Genomic DNA, 26,758 nt, shown 5'->3' with positions numbered 1-26,758 from the left:
AACGGACGAAGATTTATTTAACGAAATTAACGAACGTATTTCTAAGAGCCTACGTTTAAGCGAAGGCGGTACATTATTAAGCTAAATTTAAGAAAATCCCGGGTACAGTTTGTACTCGGGATTTTTGTGTTATTGACGACGTTTACGTCGAGATTTGATAAACGTTATACCTAAAACAAAGGCTAATAGAGACCATAACGTCGTCTTATCTGATTGAGTTTGACCAGTTTCAGGTAAACTTTCTTGATTATTCTTGATATGTTTGTTGCTGAAAGATACATGTTCTTTATTGTAAGTTAGATGCGTTACCTGATTAAAAGTAGGGCTAACAAATTTCGCTTTAGGGTGTACAAGATTTGAAGTCGTATCTTCTTGCGTTAATCCAGTTTGCGTGATGACTGGTTTTAATGGCGTCTTTGTTTCACACATATTTGGTTTAACGGTAGAAGGGATCTCAGTCTCTTCAGTCTCTTCATCAGGTTTTGTTAAGTCTACGATAGGTTGTTGTGGTTCTTTAGGCTGTTCAACCTCAACTTTATCTTTCGGTGTTTCAGGTTTTGTAGGTTGCTCTGGTGTACCTGTTTCAGACGGCTTTTCAGTTGTAGAGATATCTTCTTTAGGTTGATCTGGCGTTTCCGCTTCAGTTGGTTGCTCAGTATTACCATTTGCCTCAGGTTTTGTTTCCTCAGTCGGTTGATTATTTTTAGCTGGATCTTCAGGTTTCACTTGTTCTGAAGGTTTTTCTGTTTCACCCGGAGCCTCTGGCGTTACGTCTTCAGATGGTTTCTCAGTTTTAACAGGTACTTCCGGTTGGACTGTCTCAGATGGTTTACTTTCCTCAACTGGAACTTCAGGTTTCGCTGGTTCTTCAACAGGCTTCTCAGGTTTACCCGCTTCAGTAGGTTGTTCTGCTTCACCTGGTACCTCTGGCTTCACTTCTTCACTCGGCTGATTCGTTTCCACTTGAGCTTCAGGCGTAACATCTTCACCAGGTTTTTCCGCTTCAACTGGCGCATCAGGCTTACTTTCCTCTGCAGGCTTTTCTGTCTCTAAAGGTACGTTAGGTTCAACTACTTCAGGTTTCACGACCGCTTCGCCGTATTCAACGATGCGATCAATGGCATCTGTTTGTTTTGATGAATGTGTTGCTTCTGTACGTGCACCCGTACGAGGGTCTACTTGATAAATCACGGTTTCTACAACTGAGCCTACACGTCCTTCTTGAACAACTTGTTCAACGCCCTCAGCTAATTGCTTGTTCACTCTACGTTCCGTTTTAAATGGTATTTCAGTGACATGGACTTCTTTAGCGCCAACAACCACAATGTGATCAACTGCATCAACGGTGTGTGTTTGAACAGTAGGGTTCGATAATTCACCTGTGTCAGCGTTCACATCATACGTCGTGATAGTTGTTGTACTTCCATCTACACCTTGTTGTTTTACTAAATCAGGTTCAGTGATAAGTTTTGATGTGTCTGCTTCATACACTGTATTGAATTTCAACGTTGCTGTAACTTGACTTTGGTTATCAACGCCAATGATTTGAACGATAGGGTCGTTTGAAGCATCGCTGTCTTGTGCATCTCCATTTTGCCCTGCTTGAATAATCGTCGTTGAACCGACTTTTTCATCTTCATTTGGTAATGCTTCGTATCTTGTGTCAAAAGCACTTGGGCCGTACTCTACGACACGATCGACCGGCGCGACCTCAGAAGTTTGTTCTGTTGGGTTAATACGTTCGCCCGTATTCGGATTTACGTCGTAAAGTCGTGTTGTAGTTAACGTACCAACCGTACCTTCAATTACTACCTGCTCAGCACCAACATCTAAATTCGCGTTGTAGCGTCTCACTGTTGTAAAAGGCACGTCCGTAACAATAACTTCTTTCGTGCCGACTAACACGATTTTGTCTGAGGCACTTACATTTGTCGTAGTAACATTAGGATTCGTTAAAGAACCTGTTGCAGGATCTACATCGTAAATGGTCTTTTCAATGGTAGAACCATTCGCACCTTCTTGAGACACGACGTTTTCCTCAGTTATTAAACGTGCGTCGTCTGCTTGGTATACCGTATTGAAAGGCACGTCCGTCATCACAACGGCTATATTATCGACACCAATCACTTCAGGAACAGGATCATTTGATGTATCAGAATCTTGTAAGTCGCCGTTCTGACCAGGCGTTATTACAGTCGTCGCACCTGTAGCCGCGTCCTCATTTGGCATTGCTTCGTATCTCGTGTCAAAAGCACTTGGACCGTACTCAACAACACGATTAACCGGCGCAACCTCAGTAGTTTGATCTGTCGGGTTAATACGTTCGCCTGTATTTGGGTTCACGTCATAGATACGTGTTGACGTTAACGTACCAACTGTGCCTTCAGTTACTACCTGTTCAGCACCAACATTTAAATTCGCATTGTAGCGTCGTATTGTCGCAAAAGGCACGTCCGTAACGATAACTTCTTTCGTGCCGACTAACACGATTTTGTCTGAGGCACTTACATTTGTCGTAGTAACATTTGGATTCGTTAAAGAGCCAGTTGCAGGGTCTACATCATAAATGGTCTTTTCAGTGGTAGAACCATTCGCGCCTTCTTGAGACACGATATCTTCTTCTGTAATCAAACGTGCGTCGTCTGCTTGGTATACCGTGTTGAATGGTACGTCAGTCACCACTACAGCAACGTTATCGACACCAATCACTTCAATCACAGGGTCGTTTGATGTATCAGAATCTTGTAAGTCTCCGTTCTGACCAGGCGTCACGACAGTCGTCGCACCTGTAGCTGCGTCCTCATTCGGCATTGCTTCGTATCTCGTGTCAAAAGCACTTGGACCGTATTCAACAACGCGCTCAACCGGCGCAACTTCAGTAGTTTGATCTGTCGGGTTAATACGTTCGCCCGTATTCGGGTTCACGTCATAGATACGTGTTGTCGTTAACGTACCAACTGTGCCTTCAGTTACTACCTGTTCAGCACCAACATTTAAATTCGCATTGTAGCGTCGTATTGTCGCATATGGAATCTCCGTTTCAATGACTTCTTTCGTACCCACTTCGATGACTTTCGTCGTCGGGTCTACTGTAGTTGTCGATGATGATGGAGCACTCAAAGCACCAGTACTTGGGTCAACGACATACGTTTCTGTTGTCGTTGTTAAACCGTTCGCGCCCGCTTCACGTACGACCTCTGGTGCGGTAATCAACGTATCATGATTGCCTTCGTAACGTGTTATGAAAGGTACTGTAGTTTCAGTAACACGAACGTTGTCTACGCCAATGACCTTTGAAGTAGGGGCAGTCTCGCTCACAACTCTAGTCGTTTGAAGTTTAGTATTTGTTTCAGTCACGCGTTCACCGTTCGCACCTTCAGTTAACACTGTTTCATTACCAGTTGCCTCATCTAAATTAGGATGTGCTTGATAAACGCTATCGAAAGGCAGAACTTCAGTCGACGTCGTAATCGGATTCGCATGCACCGTATAGAGATAAGTTGGCGCAGCGTCGCCTTCGCCTGTACTAAAGTAAACGTCCTCATTTGTCACGAGTGGTCGTGTAGGTGTAATCGTAACCGTGCCATCTGCGTTTGACGTAGCGGTACCTATGACTTGGTTACTCTGATCAAGCAACGATACAGTCGTATTCGGTTTCGTCAATACAGTAATCGGATCAGAACCGCTATAGAGTTCGTTATCATGTATGTCACCCGTGTTCGATACAATACTTACCACATCAGCTAAAAAGTCATCACCCATATTATTACCAGCAGTGATGTAGATTGATTCGCCAGGATTTAGTGGTGCTGTAAAAGGAAATTCAAAATCTGTCGTTTCTGCCGTGCTTTCAGGAACTTTAAACGTATTGAGTAATGTGCGTGAGCCGTCTAAACCAATTTTATAGGCTTGTAACGTTGTACCAGGTGTACCGGTTAAGTTGATTTTATCCGTATTCGGGAACAGCTCTGTCGTCGCACTCGTTAACACAACTGGTTTTACTTCATACGTTTTAGGCGGTGTCGTTTGATTGTCTTTTGAAGCGGTCACAATCACATTACGCGCAAGGTTCAAATTAGAGTCCGTTTCAATCGTCGCAATACCATTATCACCAACGACAGCTGTATAAGACGTTTGGGTATCTTCAATCGTCACGGTAATCGTAGAACCAGGTGTACCTTCAAGTGTCAATGTACGCTCACCTGCATAAATCACATCGTTCTCAGGGTTAGTCACAACAGGTTTTTTAAGATCCTCGATAAGTTCAACATTGACGAAGGCGTCTTTGTACGTTTCAATTAAGACGTTTCTTACTTCAGGTTCAAAGTACTGAAGATCGTGATATATAGCCGCAGTTTGTTTACGATAGTCATTCTCAGGATGAGCCGCCATATCCGCTCTCAGTTGATTTAATTCTTGTTCAATACTTTGGTAAACACGCGGGAATGGTGCGGGCTTACCAGGAACTTCTAAACCGTACTCCGTCATGACGTAAGTCGTATTCTTCTTACTACTATCTAAACGTGGCACTTCGGTTCTTGATTCATAATCAACCACCGCAAATCGGCTTCCCGGTTCAGCGTGATAAATCTCAATTAAATCACCGTGTTCGATATTTAACGTAGTGAGACGCGTCATGCCTTTACGCTCAACGTTACCAATGAAATCACGCTCATACTTAATTGTGCCATCTGGGGATTTAACGCGGATAGACGCGTATTTACCTAAACCATAGTAATCATGCGGCTTTCTTAAGCGATCATCTATTTCAAGCGTCTTGTTGCTAGGGTCATAAATCATAGACGCGAACGTGAGGTCACTTAACCCTTTCAATAGGACTTCCTCTTTATTACTAAACATATGTTCATCTAATGCTGGATAATCGAGTGTGACAGGCGTACTATCTTGGTCGCTTACGATGATGACATTTGTCTTAGGTAGTGCACCTGTCTCACTGAAAGGTGCACTGATTTTATAAGCACCAACAGGTACGTTCGTGAAAGTAGCCGTTTGATTCACGACCGGTGCTGTTGCGACGATACGATTTTTATCCATTAAATGTACGACGGCGTCATCTCTTAAAGTGTGTCCGTTTAAGTTAAGTGTAACGGTATTACTTCCCGTAATACCACTTGAACTGATAGCTTCAGTCGAAATGAGATCGTAAACGGTCTTCATCTGATGTTCTTGACGAATGCGTTCTCTTTCGGACGGGTCTTTTACCATAAGGGCCAAGTGATGAAGGATGGAGTGATTCTTTGAAAAGATACGTTCTCTTACATGGTCATTGATGTAAATACCATACATTTCAAGGTAAGGCACGATGTTGTAGTTAGATACACCGCCCCAATTCTCTGCAATCGTGTCATTAAGCGCAGTAACGCGTACGGTACTCGCATTCTCACGTAGTGATTTGTTGAAATCAATAAAGCCTTGAACACCCGTACCACGAACGAGTGTCGCCATCACGTTAAGTCGTTGCGGTAGGCCCATGTCCGTGTAAGTATAATTACCATTAGCAGCTTGCCACGTAGCTAATTCACGGGCTTGGTAACCATTCTGATCACCATGATATAACCAATCCGCATGCGTTCGGTCGACTGTCGATACATAAAGGTTCGCGAAAATATTATTCCAAACTTCGATTAAACCGATGTCACGTGCAGCAATTGTCTTCGTAATGAATCCGTCATATCCATGACCAACTTCATGTAGAACGAGCCATCCTTTTTGAAAGTAAGGCGTCACGTGTGTACTGTTCGTTCCAGCATAGTATGTACTATAGTAAGCAACGCCGTAACCTGTCTTATCAGGACGCACGAAATATTGTTGCTTGTTATCTCTATGAAATTCATTCGAGTTATCAAGACCGAGCCACTCATCGTACTTCGTAAGGATGTTCTTATAGTAATCTAAATTTTGATCAAAAGCGTTGGCGCTTGACGTAGGGTCACTTGGTGCTAAGTTTTTAACAAACTCACGGTCAAGTAATGGTACTAAAATTTTAACGTCTTCCGATTCCACTAATGCAAAAGGCGCCTGAGATCTTTCCCATTCTTGGTCAAACTGCGCTTTATCGCCACCATAGTAGTAGTGCGGCATAGGAATTTTATTGTCGTTCTCGATATAGTACTCAATACTAGCATCTAAGTTAGGGTCGTGTGGCGTTCTTAAGAACAGAGCTGCATTCGCTGGCGCATTAAAATGGTGCCATTGATTATTTAACGAGAACGTTAAACTTTTATCTTCTTTGTTACCGTGCGCGATTAAGTCAAGCTGTAAAGATTTACCAGGCACAACTTTAGTAGAACGCACGTACACGTTCGTATTAGCTGGGACAACGTAACCAAGGTTCTGACGTATGTGAAGTGTACCTCTTGTAACAGATACAAGACGCGTACTTGGCCAATCATCAGCTACATCTACCTTGACCGTATGAATTTCAGGCGTCGGTGGTGCGACCGGCGTAGGCGCTGGTGTCGTCGTGTTCGTTGTCGGCGTCGTTGTAGGTGTTGTCGTAGCTGTCGTTGAACGTGTCGCTGTAGCCGTGTTGTTAAGAGACGACGTCGCGTTAGTCGTGTTAGTCGTGGACGTTGGCGCCGTATTATTTGAACCGCTAGTTGTGTTAGTGGAACTTGCCGCGTTCGATGTTAATGTCGCGTCTGCTGGATCCGATACTACACTACGCGCCGTTCTACGCGGTGCAGGTGTCGACGTTGTAGTTGCGTCGTGTGTAGAACGTGTAGCCGTACTCGGCGCCGTCGAAGTTGTCATCGCTTGATTCGTTTCCGTATAGCCTTGTGAAGCGGTAGGCGTAGAGCCCCTATTTTCAGAAGTGGTAGGGATATTCGATGCGACATTCGAAGCATCAATCGCGCTTTCAGTAGCAGGATTATCAACGTTTGTTGACGCTGTAGGCAGATCGAGATTGTTTAAAGATTCGACCGTAACTGGTCCTGTTTCTTCTATTGTAGTAGTCGTGTCGTTCGAGATAGGCGTCGTGCTCGAAGCTTGGTTCGTATCGGCACTCGTACTCGGCACCGTCTCACTTGCTTGAGCCGTCTGATTATAAACGCCAGTATAAATAATTCCCGTAATAATCGTACTCGTTGTGATGGCAATCGTTTTATGTTTATAAGGTTGCATAAAGCCAACTCCTTTAATTACTATATATAATATCAAACTAAGTTTATTACAATATTAATAGAAAGTCACTGAATTTTTTTGTGGGTTTAAAGTTTCTTATTTTCTCCCTCTTTGAAAAGCCCTTTAGATCCACGTACCGCTAGTGGGGGATTTACAAGATAAGTAGGACGTGTAGGAGAAAGAGGGTTTGAATTTACAAGACTTCGGAAACGTGTAAACCAAACGGCTCTAGATTTACAAGAAAACAGAAACGTGTAAACGAAACGGCTCTAGATTTACAAGACTTCAGAAACGTGTAAACGAAACGGCTTTAAATTTACAAGAAAACAGAAACGTGTAAACGAAACGGCTTCAAATTTACAAGACTTCGGAAACGTGTAAACCAAACGGCTCTAGATTTACAAGAAAACAGAAACGTGTAAACGAAACGGCTTTAATTTTACAAGACTTCAGAAACGTGTAAACGAAAGGGCTTTAAAATTACAAGAAAACAGAAACGTGTAAATGAAACGGCTTTGAATTTACAAGAAAACAGAAACGTGTAAACGAAACGGCTTTAATTTTACAAGACTTCAGAAACGTGTAAACGAAAGGGCTTTAAAATTACAAGAAAACAGAAACGTGTAAACCAAACGGCTTTAAATTTACAAGACAACAGAAACGTGTAAACGAAACAGCTTTGAATTTACCAGACTCTAAAAACATGTAAACCAACGACCCGCAATATCTCCAATTTCCAATAAAAAAAGAAACGACTGCCCAAAGCAGTCGCTCCTCATTTAAACATCATTCAATAGTATGTTCGTCATTCGCATTGTACGGTAGTTTAATCGTAAACGTAGTACCTTCACCGATTTCACTTTCTACATTAATAGTACCATGATGCAGGTCGATAATGGATTTTGAAATTGGAAGACCGAGACCATTACTTTCCTTATACTCACTTTGTTTATAGAAACGGTCAAAGATATGGTCCCGCGTTTCTTGCGTCATACCTTTACCGTCATCGGTAATTTCACAGACAATATAATTCTCTTCACGCTTTAAATTTACCTCAATAATACCGTACGGCTCTGTATATTTAATTGCGTTCGAAATAATATTTTGAAGCGCTTGGTAAATCAGACGATAGTTACCTCGCATACGTAAATGGTCTAAATCATACATAATGACGAGTGACTTTATCTCAACTTGATAATTTTCATGTCTTACAATCGACTGAATTAAATGTTTCAGATTGATGCTGTCTTTAAATTCGAGATGTTCACCGTTATCAATTTCAGATAATAACAAGAGTTGTCTCGTTAAATCGCTCAAACGATTCGTAATATTATAGATGTTTTTAATATGTTCCTCTTTTTTCTTCTGGTCATTCTCATTTTGCATAAGGTCTAACTGTTGATGTATATGTGTCAGCGGCGTCTTAATTTCATGCGACACATTTTGAACGAAGTGCTGACGCATCGCATCAAGTTGTTGTAACGACAGACGCATGGTTTCAAAGCGTTGTTGCAGCGTACCAAGTTCATCCTTACGCGTAATTTCAATCGGTGTATTAAAGTCGCCGTTCATAAGACGCGTTGTCGCATACTTAAGCTGTTTAATCGGCTTCACAATCGTATAAGTCGACGCAATAACCAACAGAATTGAAATCGCAATCAATAATATTAATAACACGATAAGAAAGATACGGAATTCACCGAATGCATGACCAATATCAGGTCTTACAAACACCGCAATCTTACCATCCTTTGTTGAAAAGGTAGTGCCTACCGTATTTCGCGATTCATTATCAAAGAATCCCGTGATAAAAATATTAAACGGTCGTTCTTTAATACCATGATAATCCTTGCCATTAAGAACTTGGTTAATATCGTCGTCACTTAGATTCATTTTCCTAAAGGGTTCACCATAAGAACTCGACTGACCATGTTCATCAACTGTATACACTTGATAGTTCATATCGCCAAGATGTTCGAAGTAATGTTGTAAGTCATGAGATTCTTCTCGACCGAAATACTGCTTCGAATCCTTCAACGTGTCCATGACTTTGGCGTCATTCTTTTCCTTTAAATCAAAATGATAATAAATGTTCGCTAATATAAAACTTGATAACGCGCTTATAATCATTACGGTTATCGTGTAGAGCGCGATGCGTGTGTACAAAGATTTAAACATCAGACGTTACCACCTTGTACCCGAGTCCGCGAACCGTTTTAATCGAAACATTTGATTCTAATTTAGATAAACGTTTACGTAGTCGTTTAATATGAACATCGACAGTACGTTCATCACCTTCATAATCAAAACCCCATATCTTTTCAATCAGGTCCTCACGACTAAACACTTGATTCGGATGCGCAGATAATATGTTAATGAGCATGAACTCTTTGTTCGGTAAGATCATCGTCTTACCATGTGCTTTAATCTCGAGCTGCGGTTCATCAATGACTAAATCACCGACTTCAAGCACTTGTTTATGGTTGATATTATATCTATTTAATACGGCCTTAATTCTAAATATTAATTCCTTTACTTCAAAAGGCTTTGTGACATAATCATCTGTTCCTGCTAGAAAGGCACGTTCTTTATCCGTTAAGGCATCACGTGCAGTTAACATAATGACAGGTAATTCATAATCGTTTTTTAAAGTTTGGCATAATTCAAACCCGTTCATACCATGCATCATAATATCGACGATCGCGATGTCGACATCTTTAGATTCAAGGTAAGAAAGTGCATCTTCGCCACTTGGTTTCGTAACGGCTATAAAATGCTCCTTTTCAATATTGGTTTGAACATATCTTAAAATTTGAGGATCATCATCCACAATTAAACATGTAACTGGCATGTCGTCCCTCCTTTACCTCATTGATTCCATTATAGACGTTGTGAAAAGTGAATGACAAATTTTGATATGAGATGAAACTTTATGACATGAGTTCATATTCAGTTCACATAGCGACTATATAGTGTAGATACAATAAAAAAAGGAAAGGGAGCGAAAGTAATATGAAACTTGCTTTAAAAGAATTAAAGTTCTATAAGTTTAAGTATATGTTAATTACACTCATTGTTATTTTACTTGCAACAATGGTTTTATTTATTTCAGGTTTAGCACAAGGGTTAGGTAGAGAGAACATCTCAATGATCGACGAATTTAAATCGGAGAAGTTCATCGTACATGATGATTCAGAAGATCAGTTAACAAAGTCTAAGATTACACCAGAACAACAAAAGAAAATTGAAGATGAAATCGGCGGCAAGCCAATGAAGTCAACAATGCAGGCACTGTCAAAAGGTGATTTTAAAGAAGATGTGATGTTCGTATCATTACCAGATAATGAACGTCCAAGTTTAGAATCTGGTGACTATCCAAAAGAGAAAAACGAAGTTGTATTAAATAAGAAAATTAAAGCAGAAGGCGTTGAAATCGGCGACGAAGTTAAATTAAAAGACGCTGATAAAACATTAAAAGTAAGTGGTTTCTTTAATGACGCAATGTACTCACACAGCTCAGTAGGTTTATTAAGTGAAGACATGATGGATGACATCAAACCAGTTCAAACATCTATGTATCCAGTTAAAAACGGCGACGTTGATAAAGTTAAAGACATCGACGGCGTACACGTTGTAAGCAAGAAAGATTTAACAGACGCAATTCCAAGTTACCAAGCAGAACAAGCACCATTAACAATGATGATCGCAAGCTTATTCATCATTACAGCAATCGTATTAACAGCATTCTTCTATGTTATGACAATTCAAAAAACATCAGAAATTGGTATCTTAAAAGCAATTGGTATTAAAACATCTCATTTATTAATGACATTATTAATGCAAATCGTATTTATCACAGTGTTAGGTACTGTTATTTCATTACTCATCATCTTAGGATTATCAGCAATTATGCCAATCACAATGCCATTCCACATCACACCATTAATCATGGGTGGCGTATTCTTAATCTTTATCGTAGTGGCAATTATTGGTGCATTATTATCAATCATCCGCGTATTCAAGATTGATGCAATCGAAGCAATCGGAGGTGCAAATTAATGAGTTTAGTAGTTCAAAATCTTAAAAAGTCATTTGGAACAGGCGAAGCTAAGACAGACGTATTAAAAGGTATTGACTTTACAATTAACGAAGGTGAACTTGTAGTACTTAACGGTGCTTCCGGTTCAGGTAAGTCAACACTATTATCTATCCTAGGTGGATTAATGACACCTACTTCAGGTGATGTGTTATTAGATGACAAGGCCTATTTAAGTCAGTCACAAGGTGCTTTAACAAACATGCGTTTAAATAGCATTGGTTTCATTTTCCAAGCATCACACTTATTACCTTATTTAAAAGTCATCGACCAACTAGTAGTCGTTGGACAAGAAGCAGGTATGTCTAAGAAAGAAGCACAAACGCGTGCGAAATCATTATTAACTCAAATCGGCATGGATCACCGTATGAACGTTTATCCAAAAAGTTTATCTGGTGGTGAAAAGCAACGTGTAGCAATTATGAGTGCTTGGATGAACCACCCATACCTTATCTTAGCCGACGAACCAACAGCAAGCTTAGATGCGAGTCGTGCAATTGAAGTTGTAGAAATGATTAAAGACCAAGTTAAAAAACAAAATTCAATTGGAATCATGGTTACACATGATCAACGTCTATTTGATTACGCAGACCGTGTTATCGAATTATCAGACGGTAAAATTCTTTCTGAGTAATATAAGTAAGCCCATATTAAAATTACCAAGAATAATAAGAAATAATACTTTTAAAAAACCGATTAAAAGACAAGTTAAATTATACCCATATAAAAATAATAAATGTTTTCCATTATGCAATCCCTGAGCCCACAGGGGTTGCTTTTTTAAATTGCAAAAACTGGATTACAATATTATGTTATAATTATCGAGATTCTTAATATAGACACAAGGGGGATCATGATGAAAAAAGTTTTAAATCGATGGTTTATAGATGGGTTGAACTTCATGGCTCTAGGGCTCTTCAGCTCGCTTATTATCGGCTTGATTATGGACACAATTGGCAGCCAAACGTTAATTCAAGCGATAGACATCACGTTCTTAAGCGAAATTGGTAAAGTTGCGATGAAGTTTGCTGGGGCTGCTATAGGTGGGGCGATTGCGTATGGTCTAGGCGCTAGTCCGCTCGTCATCTTTTCAAGTATTATCGTTGGTACACTTGGTTACGATACATTTAAAGGCGGGCCAGTTGGTGCTTACATCGCGACGTTAGTTACTGTAGAATTAAGTCGTTTCTTTGCAGGTAAGACAAAGATTGATATTATTTTAACGCCATTTCTTACGCTTATAATCGGTGGTTTAATTGCGAAATTTGTCGGGCCTATTTTAAGTTCACTTATGAAGTCTTTAGGGAATGTGATTATCATGGCAACTGAACAACAGCCATTTATTATGGGCATCTTAATCGCCGTAATCTTTGGTTTATGTCTAACAGCACCTATATCGAGTGCTGCACTCGCACTGATGCTTGATTTATCAGGTTTAGCGGCTGGCGCAGCTACGATAGGTTGTGCAGCTCAAATGGTCGGCTTCGCAGTTACAAGTTATAAAGATAATGGTATTAGTGGGCTCGTGTCACTAGGCATCGGGACAAGCATGCTTCAAGTGCCGAATATTATCAAACACCCGTTTATCATTGTGCCACCGACATTAGCGAGTGCGATAGTGGCGCCGATCATGACGCTATTCTTCCCAATGATGAATAATGCTGCAGGAGCTGGAATGGGTACGAGTGGTCTAGTTGGTCCGATTATGACAGTGAAAGTCATGGGCGGAACGATTGAAACCTGGTTGTTGATTATCGTTTTCTATGTCGCTTTACCAGCTGTGTTAAGTTATGTTATTTATACATTTATGTCTAAGAAAGGGCTTATTAATGCAGGTGATCAGCGTATTCATGTAGGAAAAGCCTCTGAGAAATAAGTAGCGTTTTAGTTAAAATAATCCTAAATAAAACGAGACCCGAGACGTTAGAAAACGTATCTCGGGTCTTTTTATATAGTAGGTTCTTGAATAGCACCATAATATTAATTTCCTAACAGCTGACTCCTAGGGGAGTAGAGTGAGTCTGGAGACTACAGGCTCCAGCCACGCCCCAGGAAAGCATGCTGTTTAGGAAATTAAATAGAACCACAAACAACTTTTTATTATAGTATTATTTAATATTAAAGACTTTCTAAAACAGGAGATGTTTTATAAAAGAAAGTATGAATAATGTCGCAAAGTAGACTGTCAGTAACAAGCGGTATTGATACATTAAGCCTAAGAAATCACGTATCATCGCATAGTCTAAAAAGTGGTAAGGCGTTTGGCTGCCTATACCAATCAAAGGTATGCGTTGTTTTTCCGCAAGTCTTAGAGCGCGTGCAATGTGAAAATGACTTGTGACACAAAGTATGTGTTGATGATCGTGAATATAGGGATCTAAATATGGCTTACTGAATTTCATATTGGTATAAGTGTTAGTCGACTCAGCTTCCGTGATAATCGCTTCAACTGGAACACCTTGATTCATTAAATAGCGCTTCATCGCAAGTGCTTCGGCAATAGGTTCGTCTGGGCCTTGACCGCCACTCACAATTAATTTAGGTTTAGGGTTTTGATTTTGATAGATTTGTAACGCTCGATCTAAGCGGCTTTTCAAAAGGGGCGGAATTGTTTCGGTATAAATACCTGCGCCTAAAATAAGTACGGCTTTGACGCGACATTTCAAAGGTTGATATAAGTAGAACGTCACCCATAATGTATAGATTGAAAATGCGAAAAGCGCGCTTATCACAATATAACTAAGCCAGTTCAAAAGTGGACTTATGATGAATATATTAAGATGTACTAACATCTGACAACCGATAATAAATGAAAGATACATACTATATCTCATTATGATTCTAAAAATCATCACACGACCATGTTCTGATTTTATGACGGTAGGGCTTTTTAAAAGGGAGCCTAGAAACGCAACCGCAGTCACTACCGCAATGAGTAGTGGTATGTTTAAGGTGAAAGCATATGTGCAAATTACACACATTCCTAAGATAATTGTTGAAATGTACGTATGATTATTCATAAATCGGTGCGATTGAAACATCAAAGTTACCATCAACACAAGCATGATTATCGTACAAGCGATTTGAAATATAGCCATACAACCCCTCATTTACGCGTTATAATTTTAATTTAGAGGACTTTAACGAAACGTGCAACTTAAAAGGTTAATCTAATCATTTAGGAAAAGAATCTTTTTAATAAAGTCAATATAATGGTAAAATTAAATTAAACATTCGGAGTAAAAGTGAGGTGTCACAACGTGTCGCAAGAACAAATTAAGAATCACATTGACTTTCTAGGTAAATTTATTAATGATATCCACGCATTTGAGACCAAAATTCTACAATCGATTCGCGCTGATTACCAAATCTCAGCTGAGCAATCTCACGTTATCTCTTTGTTAGCGTATGAAAAGCCCTTAACGCTAACTGAAATCACTGAGTTTCAAGGGGTTAATAAGGCAGCTGTAAGTAGACGCATAAAAAAATTAATTAATTTAGATATGGTGAAATGGACGAGTGACGGACCATTAGAAGATAAGCGATATAAGTATATTACGTTAACTGAAAAAGGGCGTTCGTATGTCGAACACTCAAAAACAGTTATATCTGATTTAGCACAAACAATGCTTTCGGATTTATCTATTGAAGAAGTGGATCACGTGAGACAAGTGCTTGAAATAGTTGATGATCGCCTCAATGAATACGTAAATAATTATGCGCAACATAAATAAAAAACCTTGGACAATATGTTAAGTGTCCAAGGTTTTCGTTTGAGTTTCAACATGTTTGTTGACCCAATGATTTAGATAAATGCGATATAAATCCATCACAATTTTATGCACGAGTGCTTGAGTATACTTATAAACATACCATGGTAGTGAGGGTTCAAATTCTTGTAACGCAATAATGACTTCATTTGAATCAAGAATGCGTCTAAATTCTAAACGGGCATTACCAATACCTTTTTTATTCGCGAGCTTACCACCTTTAATATAGTACAGAACACGATCAGGACTTGAATGTTCAACGTCCTTAGCCATCACAATAATAGGAATGTTTAGAAATGGTATACGAATCGTAAAGCAATCTTCTTCAATCGTACTATCTACAATTGATAACGTAACAGCGTGTAAATAACGACCATAGTTTAAAGCGATGTCGTCCATGGTATACGTTGTTGGAATTTCAAACCTTTGAATTGATTTGACACCTTTTGGTGCTTCCCTTTTCACTAGATCGACTTTCTTAATTTGGTAAGAAGTCGTTTTCATAATACTGCTTATTAAATCTAACTTTCCGTAAGACAGTGGGTATTCCGTATGCTCAGGACGACGTGTCATATCGTGAATTAAACTATCCATTAACGGATAAACGGTTGCTTTGTCGTTAGGTACTATATTAGAAATCACAAATTTAGATAGCCATAACGGAATAATCGGCATGTCGAACATAATACGCTTCTTCTTTAAAATTTGTGCTGTTATTTTAAATAATTCTTTATACGTGTAGTGATGTTTAACGCCAATATCGATAATCTTGTGGGCGTCTGCTTCTCTATTAACAATTGTATTCAATGCGTCAATGACATCTTCCATAGCGACTGGGAGTGTCTTATTATGTGCATATTTAGGTAACGGGATAATCGGCATACGTTTCACAATATTTTCTAGGATTGAATATGATGTTTCATTCGAACCGACGATAATACCCGTTCTAAGGGCTGTCACAGGAATACCGTATGAACCAAGTATCTTCTCGCATTCTCGACGACTATCTAAATGTTTAGACAAAATCTTATGCTTCGGCATTAATCCGCTAAGATAAACGATGTGTTTAACACCATTTCGCTTACTTGCTCTGGCGAAATTGTCAGCGAGCATCGCGTCCATATCTTGGAAATTCGCTTGCGTTAAGCGTGCATTAGGTGTCATTGAGTGCACGAGATAAATGCCGATATCGATATCTTTTAAGACTTGATTTGCTTCTCTAAGTGAAAATAAGTCCGCTTGAACCCACTTCACATTTTCTTCATCTGGTCTAAGAGGTACATCGTTAGTGATCGCGAGTACTTCATAATCTTGTTTTAACTTCTGTAGTAATAAATAACCGAGCTGCGTTTCAGGTTCAGTTAATAATATTTTAGCCACGTACATACCCCCTTTTTTAAAAGAAATGAAAAATAGTTGAACATCTCTTATAAAGTCACTTACTTGTTAACTTCCCTATGATAACGTTCTCAAACTGTAAGCTTTTTTTATTTTATTAAAAGGAATTTATTTATTGGAATGCTTTTAGATAATACTAAAAAATAATTTAAAAAAATTAAAAATGCCCTAGCTAAAGTATATGTTACGAATTTAGCGAAAAAAATATTTTGTCGCTAAAATACTTTTATAACATACATTTTACACGAAAGGGGTGTGAGGAATTAAAAAAATGTCTGTTTACATTTATTGTAAGGTGATAACAGTTTAACAAGTGCAAGGCACTAAATAACCTTTAGGAGGAATTTATAATGGCTAAAAGTAATTTTTATGTAAAACATGAAAACGACGAATGGGTAATCACTTCAGAAGGTAACGAACAAGCAACAAGTAAACATGACAACAAACAAGAAGCGGTTGATAAAGCTAAACAACACGCTGAAAACAACAACAGTAAATTAACTGTATATAACAAAGATGGGAATGTAGACAACGAATATGACTACAACCCAAGCAATTCAACTAATAACTCTAATAACAACAACAATAATAACTCTAACAACAATAATAACAATAACTCAAACAATTCTTCAAACAACAACAATAACAACAACTCAAATAACTCAAACAACAACAATAACTCAAACGATAGCAAAATGAGCTATGAAGAAGCAGGTAAAAAAGGCGGCGAAGCTACTGCTGAGAACCATAGTAAAGAATTCTACAAAGAAATCGGTGAAAAAGGCGGAAGCAAGTCTAGCAAATAATCATCGATTACCTTTAAAGCTGTTCTTCGGAACAGCTTTTTGTAGTTTTATGACTTTTAAGGAGGGATAGGGATGTCAAAGATATTATTGACAGGCGCTTCAGGCTATATAGGCGGTAACTTATTAAAATCGCTTAAAGATGATAATGAAATCGTAGCGATTACCCGTAATACTAAAAACAAAGAGGATTCAGACAATGTCACTTGGAAAAGCGCGGATTTATTCTCGTATGATGATATTAACCGCGTTATGGAAGGGGTTGACATCGCAGTTTATCTTGTACACTCAATGATGCCTAGCTCAAGTAACACGATAGCTAACTTTGAAGATGTGGATGCAATATTAGCTGATAACTTTGCGAAAGCAGCTAAGGCGAATGGCGTTAAACATATTATTTACATGAGTGGTTTAATCCCGAAAGATGGTAACTTATCACCACACTTAAGAAGCCGATTAGAATGTGAAGAAATTTTAGGTTCATATGGCGTACCAGTTTCTACATTAAGAGCTGGTTTAATCGTTGGTGTTAAAGGTAGTTCATACCCAATCTTAAAGAAACTTGTTGAACGTTTACCGGTATTACCTTTACCAAAATGGGCTTACCATAAGATGCTACCTGTTTCTATCGAGGACGTAATTAGTGGTTTAACGAAACTTACAAAACGTTTCCCTTCTAAGAACGAATCGATTGATATCGGTGGCCAAGACCACATGACATATAAAGACCTTTTTACAAAGACGGCGAAGGTTCTAAACAAACGTATCTTTATGTTTGATTTACCAATCGTACCTGTATGGTTATCTAAGTTCTGGGTGAGCTTGATCACAGGTGAAAATAAAGAAATGGTGTACCCTCTTATGGAAAGTTTAGTTCACGATATGGAACGCTCTCCTGAAAATACAGTGGACTCAATTTCTTACGGTAAAATTAGCTTTGAGGAAAGTGTTAAATCTGCGTATGATGGTGAGAAAGAAATGAACCGTAAGAAAGCTTATGACAACATCAGCGGAAATAAAATTATTCAACGTGTTCAATTACCTGAAAATGAACCTTTATCAAAAGTGGCAGACCGTTATTTCATTACAATGAAAGCAATGTCTATGTCTTCAAATATGATGTCATTTGATTCTAATCAGTTTTCGGTTAAAATTCCGTTTACGAATAAAACTTTATTACATGTAACGAAAAGTGACGAAAATGAAGAAAATCGTTATCTTGAGTATCGTTTAAAAGGTGGCGAACACGCTGTATCTGACGATGGCGGCGAAGCTGTCTTAACGTTTAGACGTATTATGGATAAAGATGAAGTGTTAATGGTGCTTGAAGAAGTATACCCAACTTTACCATTAGCGGTTTATCAATTATCGTACAAGAAATTCTATTTATACTTCATGTTAATCGTTAAATTTTATAACAAGATTATCCGCTTCAAACCGCTTCAACGTTTAAGTCTTGCTTAATTTAAATTTTCTTTATATATAAAAATAACAGGCCTGAGAATGTCGTAGAATCTCAGACCTGTTTTTTTATGGCTATTTTCAATTTTTTTATCGATAGGGCTTTTCAAGGAGGATTAAAGGGAAACGTCTCTAACGCACCATATTAATTGTCTTTATACTTGAATGGCCACCAGTTTGCTTTACCAAATGTTGTCACGAGTGCTGGAATGAATAATGGCAACATCAGGATGTTATAAAGGATTAAACCTATGATAACGACTGTCGCAATTTGCATTAGTGTAAGCGCTCCTGATGCGTAAAGTGCTGCAACGGTACCAATTAAAATGATACATGCAGTCATAATTACTGTACCCATCTTCTTCATTGAAACAAGTAACGCGTTGTTGATGCCGTTTGCTTTAACTTCTTCATTGAAGCGATCGAGTAAGAATATCGCGTAGTCGATACCGAGCGCCATGAGTACGACGAAGCTAAAGAATGGTACGACATACAATAGACCACTTTTATCGATAAATGTATCAAAGATAATATTTGATACACCCATTGCCATATAGTACGTGAGTAGAATTGACGCTACCATATAGGCTGGCATAATGATTGAGCGCTTGAGTATGACAAGTATCACAAATAAGAATGAGATGATTAAGAATATCGCTTTGTTCATATCGTTGTTGACCATTTGTTGAAGGTCGTTGTTTTGAGATGACACGCCACCATATTCAAAGCGACTGTCTTTAAATGAACCTGAGTCTGTTACAGTGCTGACTTCGTGTTTAACATTCTTGACTGTTTGGATGGCCTCTTTTGAAAATGGATCGTCTTCAAGTTCGATGTCGAGTTTTAGAATCTTACCATCATCTTCGCTGTACATATCGATTGCTTTATTAAGGTCTTTATTTTTTAACATGTCGTCAGTGATATACATACCAGATTGGTTCATGGATTCGTCTTGAGACATGTCACTAAGACGGTCAGAAATCTTAGTTTGGCCTTTATCGACCTTATCTAAACCATCTTGAGATTTTTGTAGACCTTGTGAGAGTTGCTGAGCTTGGGCTTGAGGGTTACCAGACTGAGGGCTTGATTGAGCTTGGCTCATTTGTTCATTCATCTTACCTAAGCCGTCATTGACTTTGGTAACACCATTATTTGTTTTATTAAGACCTTTCTTCATCTCGTTAAGTTGATATGTTGCAGTGAGTTCTTTAACTGGATCGCCTGAAGGTCGTGTAATGGTGCTTACTTTCTTAACACCGTCAACATCTTCAATGTTTTTAGATAGAATTTCTAAGTCATTAACGCCTTTTTTCGTTGTTAGCTTATCATCGTCTTTAATTGCGATTTGAAGTGGGAAGGATTTACCCATGCCGAACTTATCTTTAACAATGTTTAATGCTTTGATGGAAGCTACATCGTCGCTTACTTCATGTGTATTGTTGTAAGAAATCTTGTTAGGAGCGAACAATACGAATGGTAAGCTTACTGCTAAGACGATAACCAATGTGATGAATGGTCTCTTAGTTGTGAAGTTACCAAGGCGACCCCATAGTTTATTATCTTTATGATTTTGTTTATTTTTATTTGGCCAGAATGTTTTAGTACCGAGTAACGACATAATGAGCGGCATAATCGTGAACATCACGATAATTAAGCAAATAACACCAATCGCAATACCAACCGCTGAACGGAATAGTGAGAATTTTACAAAGAATAGGGCTGAGAAACCGACTAATACCGTTGCTGCGCAAATTAATATCGTTCTTCCGCCTCTATTAAACGTATGCGCTACAGCGTCGTTTACTGAATTGTGTTTAGGTAACTCTTCTTTGTATCGATTGAGTATGAGAATACAATAGTCCGTTCCTATACCAAATAGTAAGGCGACTAGGAATGGTTGAATATAAATCGATACTGGAAAGTTAAAGTATTCAATGAGTAATGCGAGTACCGCTTTCGCAAAAGCGTAAGATAAACCTACGATAAATAGTGGTATAAATGGTGTTGTTACAGATCTGAATACCGCAAATAGTATCGCGAGTATAAGAATAACGGTTATAATTTCTGTCTTCTTAAGTCCATCATTTGTAATTTGAGTAATATCATCGTGAATGATTGTATCTCCAGTGAGATGTACCTTTTTAAAGTCTTGGTTAAGTTGTTGCACTTTTTTCTTAGCTGCTAAAGTCTCATCTTTAGAATCATTTGTTTTGTAAGGAATCATGATAGTCTTTTTATCATCTGACACGAGTGCATCTTCGGTGTCTTTATTCTCAAGGGGTGATAGAACGTTATCAACTTCCTTAATGTCTTCCATATCTTTGACGTAATCTCGGATATCTTGTTTATTGTCTTTAGAGAGTGGTTCTTTTAACTCTATGATTGCACTATTACTGTTTACTTTGGCACCTGCATCTTTTAAGACTTCTTTATATTGTTGCGAAGTCATATCTTTGGATGGCTTAACTTCACCTTGTTGGTTCGCAAGGTCTGATAGGTTGGGCGCAAAGATGAGCGAACATGCAATTAGAACGACAACGATAAGTGAAATGACCCATCTGAATTTGAGTATCGTCTTCATACTTTTCCTCCCTTTATAAAAACTGATATAGAAACTTTACAATATTAGTTGATATGTGTCAACTATATTTCAGAAATTAGGACTCAAGTCGGATTCTGTGTAAATATCGTGTTATTTTTATCAAGGGTATGTCATTTATTTTAAAAAAAGTTTAAGATGAAAACGTGGTATAATTATATTGTGTAAATAAAAATATATTGTCCTATATTCAATATCCAACTTAAGTATGATTGAAATTTTGAACATAAACCGTCATCATTATAAAGGTTTAAAAGTATACAAATTGCTTCGAAGTATCAGTCATGAAAAGAGGTGTAATGATGAAGTGTCCATATTGTAATGAACCATTAAAAGACGACCAACTATTATGTACATATTGTGGGAAACGTGTTGATGTAGACCAAAATCAAGATGATTTTAACCGAAGACAAAAATATACATCCAAAAAACCTTCTATTAAAAAAATCATTCCACTTGGTATCGGTTTATTCATTCTCATTTTATTACTTATACTATTTATTTTATTGAGTAATTTTAATTCACCAAAAGCTCAAGCGAAGACGTTAATTAATTCAATTGAACATAACGACACGCAAAGATTGTCCTACATTTTAAGTACTAAAGAATCAAAGGTTAGTAAAGAAGAAGCAAAAGCCTATGCGAAATATATTAAAGAACGTGTTGGTATCGAAAATTATAAAGAAGACGTATATAGCACGATTGACAAGCTTGATAACAATAAAAGTGTGGCTTACTTTGTCACGTCACCAAAAGTTAAAGATCATAAAGTCTTACGTATTAGTAAGAACGGACGTCGTTACTTTTTATTTGATAACTTAAGCTTCCGAGCGCCTACGAAACAAGCGGTTGTAAAACCTGAGGAAGATTCAACGTATCATTTCCACAATGATGGGAAGACGAAGACTGTCGTAGGTAAGGCATATGAACAAATTGTTCTTGGTAACTATATTCCAGGTGAGTATGAACTCGAGGCAAAGCGTGAGACAGATAAAGGTACGTTTAAAGGAAAGCTTAAATTCGATTATAACGATGGCGAAGCCGACACAATTCCTGTTCAAGAAGAATTTAAGGAAGCAAATTTAGATATTAAGTTGAATCACGCAGATAAGATTAAAGATAAATCTGTAAAAGTAACGATAAATGATAAAGAACAAGAGTATGATGCGGATAAACTGTACGGTCCTTATCCGTTAAATCATGAGATAAAAATTTCAGCGATTGGTAAAGCTAAGGATAAGCAATTTAAGACCGAAACGGTTAGTTTAAGAAAAGCCCAGCTCGAGAAAAAGACATCGATAACTTTAGACTTTGATCAAGATGAAATTAATCAATATGTTGAAAAGAAAGAAAAAGAAGAAAAAGAGAAGAATAGTTTAACGCATAAATTAAAAGAATTATTCTCATAGAATGATTGAAGGCCTTAAGTTTTAGAAGTCATGTTTAAATGCACTTTTAAATCTTAAGGTCTTTTCATAGATAATGAAGTTAAAAGATTGAAAATTCAGAACATTTCACTTATATTTAATTTTAATAACTGTTAAAAAGGGGGAGCACGATGTCAGTTGAACTTAAACTTGCAGAACATATTGTTTTAGAAACCGATCGCTTAAAGCTACGCCCGTTTAAGTTAAGTGATGCGGAAGATTTATATACGTATGCGAGCGATGATGAAACAGCACGGTTTGTCACTTTCGAAAGACATACATCGGTTGAAGATAGTCGACATACCATCGCAGCGTACTACATGGGGGCACCTTTAGGTAAATATGCCTTGGAACTTAAAAGTAACGCACGCGTCATAGGTGCTATCGATATACGCGTAGACGCGGAGAATGCTACGGGCGAACTTGGCTACGTCCTAAACAAAGCATACACCGGTTTAGGTTACATGCACGAAGCGGCTTCTAAATTATTAGAGCTCGGATTTGAAGTCTTGAACCTTAATGAAATGCATGCGTTCCATGACGTCAATAATACGGCGTCAGAACGTGTCTTGAAGCGGTTAAATATGCGGTATAGAGGTGTACTACCAAGTTACGTCAAAGTTAAAGGTAACGTTGTTGACTATTGTATACGTAGTTTAACGCGAGAAGACTACTTTAAACGTCAAGCATCCCAGTGATTAGTAGAAACTGGGGTGCTTTTAATTTGGCTTACGGGTTGTTAAGCGTTGATAAAGTAATTGCGCCATTTCTTCAGGTGATTCTTTCGTATCATTTTTTAGCCAAGTATAAATAATGGCCATTTGACCACCTAAATTAAATTGAACCTGATAGTCGACATGCTTAATATTCGTTAGGTCACTTAGAATTTTATGATAACCACGATGTGATAGTTTCATATAAGAGCGAATCAAGGCTTCGTTCGGGTGCGTGACAATGATTGCTTTGAAAAAGGTTTGGTATCGCTTTAAATATTTAAACACAATGCGATATAACTGCGTGACCTTGTCCGGATTGTTTCTAAAAATATCGAAGTTAAAATATACGAATCTCATTAATTTACGATAACGATCAAGATGTATGTTCTTGATGGTATTCACAAGTTCATATTTATCTTCGAAATAGGCATAGAACGTAGAGCGGTTAATATCGCTATACGCACATATCATTTTAATTGTAATGTCATCCATAGGATATGTCTCAAGTAATACAACCATGTTATGGATAATACGTTTACGAGCTTGTTTTTTCATATCTATTCACCGTTACTCATTATACTAGAAATCTTATTCCAACACATTCATTTGAATTGTTGGTTTTAATTCATAAAGTAACCTTTTATAATTTATAAAGTAAATTTACTTTAGGAGGTTAAATCGATGAAGAAGTTAATTATCGCAAATATCGTCACGATTGCATTATTAGCAATTATCGGTATTGTTGGATTTCACTTTTATAGTGAAGCAACGAATTTTGTGAAGACAGATAATGCGAAAGTCGATGGCGAGCAAATGAAGATTTCTAGTCCGACACCTGGTCAAGTGAAATCAACAGAGTTAGAAGAGAACAAGACTTTTGATAAAGATGATAAAGTTGCAGAAGTAATGGGACAAGGTAAAGATGGTTCACCTCAAAAGAATGAGATTAAAATGCCAAATAAAGGAACTATCGTTAAATCCGAAGCTAAAGAAGGTAGCATGGTACAAGCAGGTAAGCCTTTCGCTTATGCATATAACTTAGATGATTTATATATTACTGCAAATGTAGATGAAAATAGTATTAAAGACGTTGAAGAAGGCCAAGATGTAGATGTTACAATTGATGGTCAAAAATCTACAGTAAATGGTGAAGTTAAACGCGTTGGTAAGGCAACAGCATCAAGCTTCTCACTTATGCCTTCATCTAATAGTGATGGTAACTATACTAAAGTTTCTCAAGTCGTTCCAGTAAAAATTGAACTTGATTCATTACCAGAAGATCACGTAGTTCCGGGGATGAATGCTGAAGTACGCATTCATAAAAATTAAGGGGGTCATCGTATGAATATGACCATCGTCATTTTATACGTCATAGTGGCGTTACTCTTAATTGCTGGACTTAACTTTCTTTTAATCAAGAACGGTAAGAAGAAGAAAGCTAAGCAAACTTCTCATAATACGAAGCGTACAAACGACGATTACAACAAATCGTTTAGCATAGATGACTCGGAAGATGAATCTGTAAATGAAAGTGCTAAATCTAAAGCGGCAGCCTTCACTTTCGGAAAAGGCATTTCGAAATGGCAAATTCTTGTCGCTATGATCTTCGGTATGTTCATTGCGATCTTAAACCAAACGTTATTAAATACTGCATTACCTGTAATGATTAATGATTTCAGTATTTCAAACTCAACAGGTCAGTGGTTAATGACAGGATTTATGTTGGTAAATGGTATCTTAATTCCAATTAGTGCCTTTTTATTCAATAAATATACGTACCGCAAACTCTTCTTAGTTGCGATGACATTATTTACACTCGGTTCACTCGTTTGTGGCCTAGCCGGTAGTTTCCCTATTATGATGGTCGGCCGTGTCTTACAAGCGATTGGTGCTGGTGTATTAATGCCACTTGGTACGAACGTATTTATGACAATATTTCCACCTGAACGTCGTGGTGCCGCAATGGGCTTACTTGGTGTAGCAATGATTTTAGCACCAGCCATCGGTCCGACGCTATCAGGTTATATCGTTGAAAATTACCACTGGAATATTATGTTCTACGGTATGTTTATCGTAGGTTTAATCGCGTTACTACTTGGTTATATTTGGTTTAAAGTTTATCAAGAAACGACAAATCCTAAAGCCGATATTTTAGGCATCATATTTAGTACGCTCGGCTTTGGTGCTTTATTATACGGGTTTAGTGAAGCCGGAAATGACGGTTGGGGCTCAATCAAAATTATCGTGACATTTATCATTGGTATTATCTTCACGATTTTATTCGTATTTAGAGAAATGTCTATGCGTGCTCCAATGTTGAACTTTGAAGTACTAAAATATTCTGGTTACACACTTACGTCAACAATTAACATTATTACAATGATGAGTTTATTCGGTGGTATGTTATTACTACCAATTTACCTCCAAAACTTAAGAGGTTTCAGTGCATTAGATTCAGGTTTACTTCTGCTACCTGGTGCACTTGTGATGGGCTTAATGGGTCCTATCGCTGGTAAATTACTAGATATGATTGGTATCAAACCACTTGCGATAGTAGGCCTTGCGATCATGACTTACGGTACATGGGAGTTAACCAAACTGAACATGGATACACCGTATAGCCAAATCGTGCTTATTTATGTGATTCGCTCATTCGGTATGAGCTTTATCATGATGCCGATTATGACTGCAGGTATGAACGCTTTACCACAACGCCTAATTCCACATGGTAACGCCTTAGTTAACACGTTACGTCAACTAGGTGGTTCTATCGGTACAGCAATCTTAGTTACCGTAATGACGCAACAAACTACTCAATACCAAGCAACTTACGCACAAGATCTCGATAAAACAAATCCTATGATACAAGATCGATTACGCGAACTTGCTGAAGGTATGGGTGGCCAAGAACAAGGTACCAACGTGCTGATAGAATACGTTATGAAATTAGCGTCAGTACACGGCATCAATAGTGCATTCTGGGTCGCAACCGCGTTAAGCTTTATTGCCTTAGTTTTAAGTCTCTTTTTAAAAGGCAAATCACACTATATTTCTCATGAATAGATAAATTTTAAAGCACAACACAGATGCTTATGTAGTTTAGGGGACTACAGCATCATCGTGTTGTGCTTTTTTCTGCTTTCGTTGGAGGGAGGGGATGACGTAGAATTTTTGGTTAAAAAGGATGCAATTCCTTTAAGGGAATTGCGACCATTTAAGGGAATTGTGTATCGAAGGGTGTTCGTTAGACTAAAGAAATTTGAAACAATCGCATAAGGTGGCCATTGTGCGAAAGAAAATTGAAACAATCGCATAAGGGGGCCATTGTGCGAAAGAAAGTAA

16 protein-coding genes and 2 pseudogenes are annotated in these 26,758 nt (G+C 38.0%); 11 read left to right on the top strand and 7 right to left on the bottom strand.

Annotated features, from left to right (window positions below; all coding sequences use genetic code 11):
• Positions 1–129: 129 nt before the first annotated feature.
• The 3 genes from A33S_RS0109590 to A33S_RS0109580 all read right to left on the bottom strand — a co-directional run bounded on the left by A33S_RS0109590 (position 130) and on the right by A33S_RS0109580 (position 9,997).
• Complete coding sequence (locus A33S_RS0109590; protein ID WP_017176796.1) at positions 130–7,146, bottom strand: G5 domain-containing protein; 7,017 nt, start codon at positions 7,144–7,146, stop codon at positions 130–132.
• A 786-nt stretch (positions 7,147–7,932) separates the two neighbouring features.
• Positions 7,933–9,324, bottom strand: a complete 1,392-nt coding sequence (locus A33S_RS0109585) for a sensor histidine kinase (RefSeq protein WP_009382951.1) — start codon at positions 9,322–9,324, stop codon at positions 7,933–7,935.
• Complete coding sequence (locus A33S_RS0109580; protein WP_017176795.1) at positions 9,317–9,997, bottom strand: response regulator transcription factor; 681 nt, start codon at positions 9,995–9,997, stop codon at positions 9,317–9,319. Before A33S_RS0109580 ends, A33S_RS0109585 begins: the two co-directional genes overlap by 8 nt.
• A 161-nt stretch (positions 9,998–10,158) precedes the next feature.
• Between A33S_RS0109580 and A33S_RS0109575 the strand changes: the two genes are divergently transcribed.
• From A33S_RS0109575 to A33S_RS0109565, 3 genes are all read left to right on the top strand, one after another.
• The gene (locus tag A33S_RS0109575; RefSeq protein ID WP_017176794.1) at positions 10,159–11,205 is read left to right on the top strand and encodes an ABC transporter permease; all 1,047 of its coding nucleotides are present in this window, start codon (positions 10,159–10,161) and stop codon (positions 11,203–11,205) included.
• The gene (locus tag A33S_RS0109570) at positions 11,205–11,876 is read left to right on the top strand and encodes an ABC transporter ATP-binding protein (RefSeq protein ID WP_017176793.1); all 672 of its coding nucleotides are present in this window, start codon (positions 11,205–11,207) and stop codon (positions 11,874–11,876) included. Before A33S_RS0109575 ends, A33S_RS0109570 begins: the two co-directional genes overlap by 1 nt.
• A gap of 222 nt (positions 11,877–12,098) precedes the next feature.
• Positions 12,099–13,118, top strand: a complete 1,020-nt coding sequence (locus A33S_RS0109565) for a PTS sugar transporter subunit IIC (RefSeq protein WP_017176792.1) — start codon at positions 12,099–12,101, stop codon at positions 13,116–13,118.
• Between the two features lie 253 nt (positions 13,119–13,371).
• Here the strand turns inward: A33S_RS0109565 and A33S_RS0109560 are convergent, their stop codons facing one another.
• Positions 13,372–14,340: a YdcF family protein gene (locus A33S_RS0109560; protein ID WP_026048997.1), complete on the bottom strand. Its 969-nt coding sequence runs from the start codon at positions 14,338–14,340 to the stop codon at positions 13,372–13,374.
• 162 nt (positions 14,341–14,502) lie between these two features.
• On the opposite strand from A33S_RS0109560, the gene A33S_RS0109555 reads away from it, so the two are divergent.
• On the top strand, positions 14,503–14,976 hold the full coding sequence (locus tag A33S_RS0109555) for a MarR family transcriptional regulator TcaR (RefSeq protein WP_017176790.1): 474 nt from the start codon (positions 14,503–14,505) through the stop codon (positions 14,974–14,976).
• A gap of 18 nt (positions 14,977–14,994) precedes the next feature.
• Here the strand turns inward: A33S_RS0109555 and A33S_RS0109550 are convergent, their stop codons facing one another.
• The gene (locus A33S_RS0109550) at positions 14,995–16,398 is read right to left on the bottom strand and encodes an NAD(P)H-binding protein (protein WP_238101239.1); all 1,404 of its coding nucleotides are present in this window, start codon (positions 16,396–16,398) and stop codon (positions 14,995–14,997) included.
• A gap of 362 nt (positions 16,399–16,760) precedes the next feature.
• On the opposite strand from A33S_RS0109550, the pseudogene A33S_RS12650 reads away from it, so the two are divergent.
• The 3 genes and pseudogenes from A33S_RS12650 to A33S_RS0109540 form a co-directional block, all read left to right on the top strand.
• Positions 16,761–16,943: pseudogene (locus tag A33S_RS12650) on the top strand (DUF2188 domain-containing protein); the annotation flags it as partial.
• 162 nt (positions 16,944–17,105) lie between these two features.
• Positions 17,106–17,213, top strand: a pseudogene (locus tag A33S_RS12645) (DUF2188 domain-containing protein); the annotation flags it as partial.
• A 75-nt stretch (positions 17,214–17,288) separates the two neighbouring features.
• Positions 17,289–18,677, top strand: a complete 1,389-nt coding sequence (locus A33S_RS0109540) for an NAD(P)H-binding protein (protein WP_017176788.1) — start codon at positions 17,289–17,291, stop codon at positions 18,675–18,677.
• Between the two features lie 142 nt (positions 18,678–18,819).
• Here the strand turns inward: A33S_RS0109540 and A33S_RS0109535 are convergent, their stop codons facing one another.
• Positions 18,820–21,255 carry an MMPL family transporter gene (locus A33S_RS0109535; RefSeq protein WP_017176787.1) on the bottom strand — a complete coding sequence of 812 codons (2,436 nt, stop codon included), beginning with the start codon at positions 21,253–21,255 and terminating at the stop codon, positions 18,820–18,822.
• Positions 21,256–21,575: 320 nt separating this feature from the next.
• Between A33S_RS0109535 and A33S_RS11855 the strand changes: the two genes are divergently transcribed.
• Both A33S_RS11855 and A33S_RS0109525 read left to right on the top strand, forming a co-directional pair.
• Positions 21,576–22,682, top strand: a complete 1,107-nt coding sequence (locus tag A33S_RS11855) for a TcaA second domain-containing protein (protein ID WP_017176786.1) — start codon at positions 21,576–21,578, stop codon at positions 22,680–22,682.
• A gap of 149 nt (positions 22,683–22,831) precedes the next feature.
• Complete coding sequence (locus tag A33S_RS0109525) at positions 22,832–23,398, top strand: GNAT family N-acetyltransferase (protein ID WP_009382939.1); 567 nt, start codon at positions 22,832–22,834, stop codon at positions 23,396–23,398.
• Positions 23,399–23,419: 21 nt separating this feature from the next.
• Here A33S_RS0109525 and A33S_RS0109520 read toward each other — a convergent pair whose 3' ends face one another.
• Complete coding sequence (locus A33S_RS0109520) at positions 23,420–23,971, bottom strand: TetR/AcrR family transcriptional regulator (protein WP_009382938.1); 552 nt, start codon at positions 23,969–23,971, stop codon at positions 23,420–23,422.
• A gap of 126 nt (positions 23,972–24,097) precedes the next feature.
• On the opposite strand from A33S_RS0109520, the gene A33S_RS0109515 reads away from it, so the two are divergent.
• Together A33S_RS0109515 and A33S_RS0109510 are read left to right on the top strand one after the other, a co-directional pair.
• Positions 24,098–24,745, top strand: a complete 648-nt coding sequence (locus tag A33S_RS0109515) for an HlyD family secretion protein (RefSeq protein WP_009382937.1) — start codon at positions 24,098–24,100, stop codon at positions 24,743–24,745.
• A 12-nt stretch (positions 24,746–24,757) separates the two neighbouring features.
• Positions 24,758–26,479: a DHA2 family efflux MFS transporter permease subunit gene (locus A33S_RS0109510; protein ID WP_009382936.1), complete on the top strand. Its 1,722-nt coding sequence runs from the start codon at positions 24,758–24,760 to the stop codon at positions 26,477–26,479.
• Positions 26,480–26,758 lie beyond the last annotated feature (279 nt).

The organism is Staphylococcus massiliensis CCUG 55927, assembly GCF_000298075.1.
Classification (GTDB): domain Bacteria; phylum Bacillota; class Bacilli; order Staphylococcales; family Staphylococcaceae; genus Staphylococcus; species Staphylococcus massiliensis.
Note: the sequence above shows the minus strand (reverse complement) of the source record. Positions and strands in the feature narration are given on the sequence as shown.

What these genes read in the sequence shown, in the direction of transcription:
- A33S_RS0109550 (WP_238101239.1), bottom strand. Translation starts at nt 16,398, where the DNA reads ATGTACGTGGCTAAAATATTATTAACTGAACCTGAAACGCAGCTCGGT.
- A33S_RS0109565 (WP_017176792.1), top strand. Translation starts at nt 12,099, where the DNA reads ATGAAAAAAGTTTTAAATCGATGGTTTATAGATGGGTTGAACTTCATG.
- A33S_RS0109580 (WP_017176795.1), bottom strand. Translation starts at nt 9,997, where the DNA reads ATGCCAGTTACATGTTTAATTGTGGATGATGATCCTCAAATTTTAAGA.
- A33S_RS0109520 (WP_009382938.1), bottom strand. Translation starts at nt 23,971, where the DNA reads ATGAAAAAACAAGCTCGTAAACGTATTATCCATAACATGGTTGTATTA.
- A33S_RS0109575 (WP_017176794.1), top strand. Translation starts at nt 10,159, where the DNA reads ATGAAACTTGCTTTAAAAGAATTAAAGTTCTATAAGTTTAAGTATATG.
- A33S_RS0109590 (WP_017176796.1), bottom strand. Translation starts at nt 7,146, where the DNA reads ATGCAACCTTATAAACATAAAACGATTGCCATCACAACGAGTACGATT.
- A33S_RS0109570 (WP_017176793.1), top strand. Translation starts at nt 11,205, where the DNA reads ATGAGTTTAGTAGTTCAAAATCTTAAAAAGTCATTTGGAACAGGCGAA.
- A33S_RS0109535 (WP_017176787.1), bottom strand. Translation starts at nt 21,255, where the DNA reads ATGAAGACGATACTCAAATTCAGATGGGTCATTTCACTTATCGTTGTC.
- A33S_RS0109525 (WP_009382939.1), top strand. Translation starts at nt 22,832, where the DNA reads ATGTCAGTTGAACTTAAACTTGCAGAACATATTGTTTTAGAAACCGAT.
- A33S_RS0109560 (WP_026048997.1), bottom strand. Translation starts at nt 14,340, where the DNA reads ATGGCTATATTTCAAATCGCTTGTACGATAATCATGCTTGTGTTGATG.
- A33S_RS0109515 (WP_009382937.1), top strand. Translation starts at nt 24,098, where the DNA reads ATGAAGAAGTTAATTATCGCAAATATCGTCACGATTGCATTATTAGCA.
- A33S_RS0109585 (WP_009382951.1), bottom strand. Translation starts at nt 9,324, where the DNA reads ATGTTTAAATCTTTGTACACACGCATCGCGCTCTACACGATAACCGTA.
- A33S_RS11855 (WP_017176786.1), top strand. Translation starts at nt 21,576, where the DNA reads ATGAAGTGTCCATATTGTAATGAACCATTAAAAGACGACCAACTATTA.
- A33S_RS0109540 (WP_017176788.1), top strand. Translation starts at nt 17,289, where the DNA reads ATGTCAAAGATATTATTGACAGGCGCTTCAGGCTATATAGGCGGTAAC.
- A33S_RS0109510 (WP_009382936.1), top strand. Translation starts at nt 24,758, where the DNA reads ATGAATATGACCATCGTCATTTTATACGTCATAGTGGCGTTACTCTTA.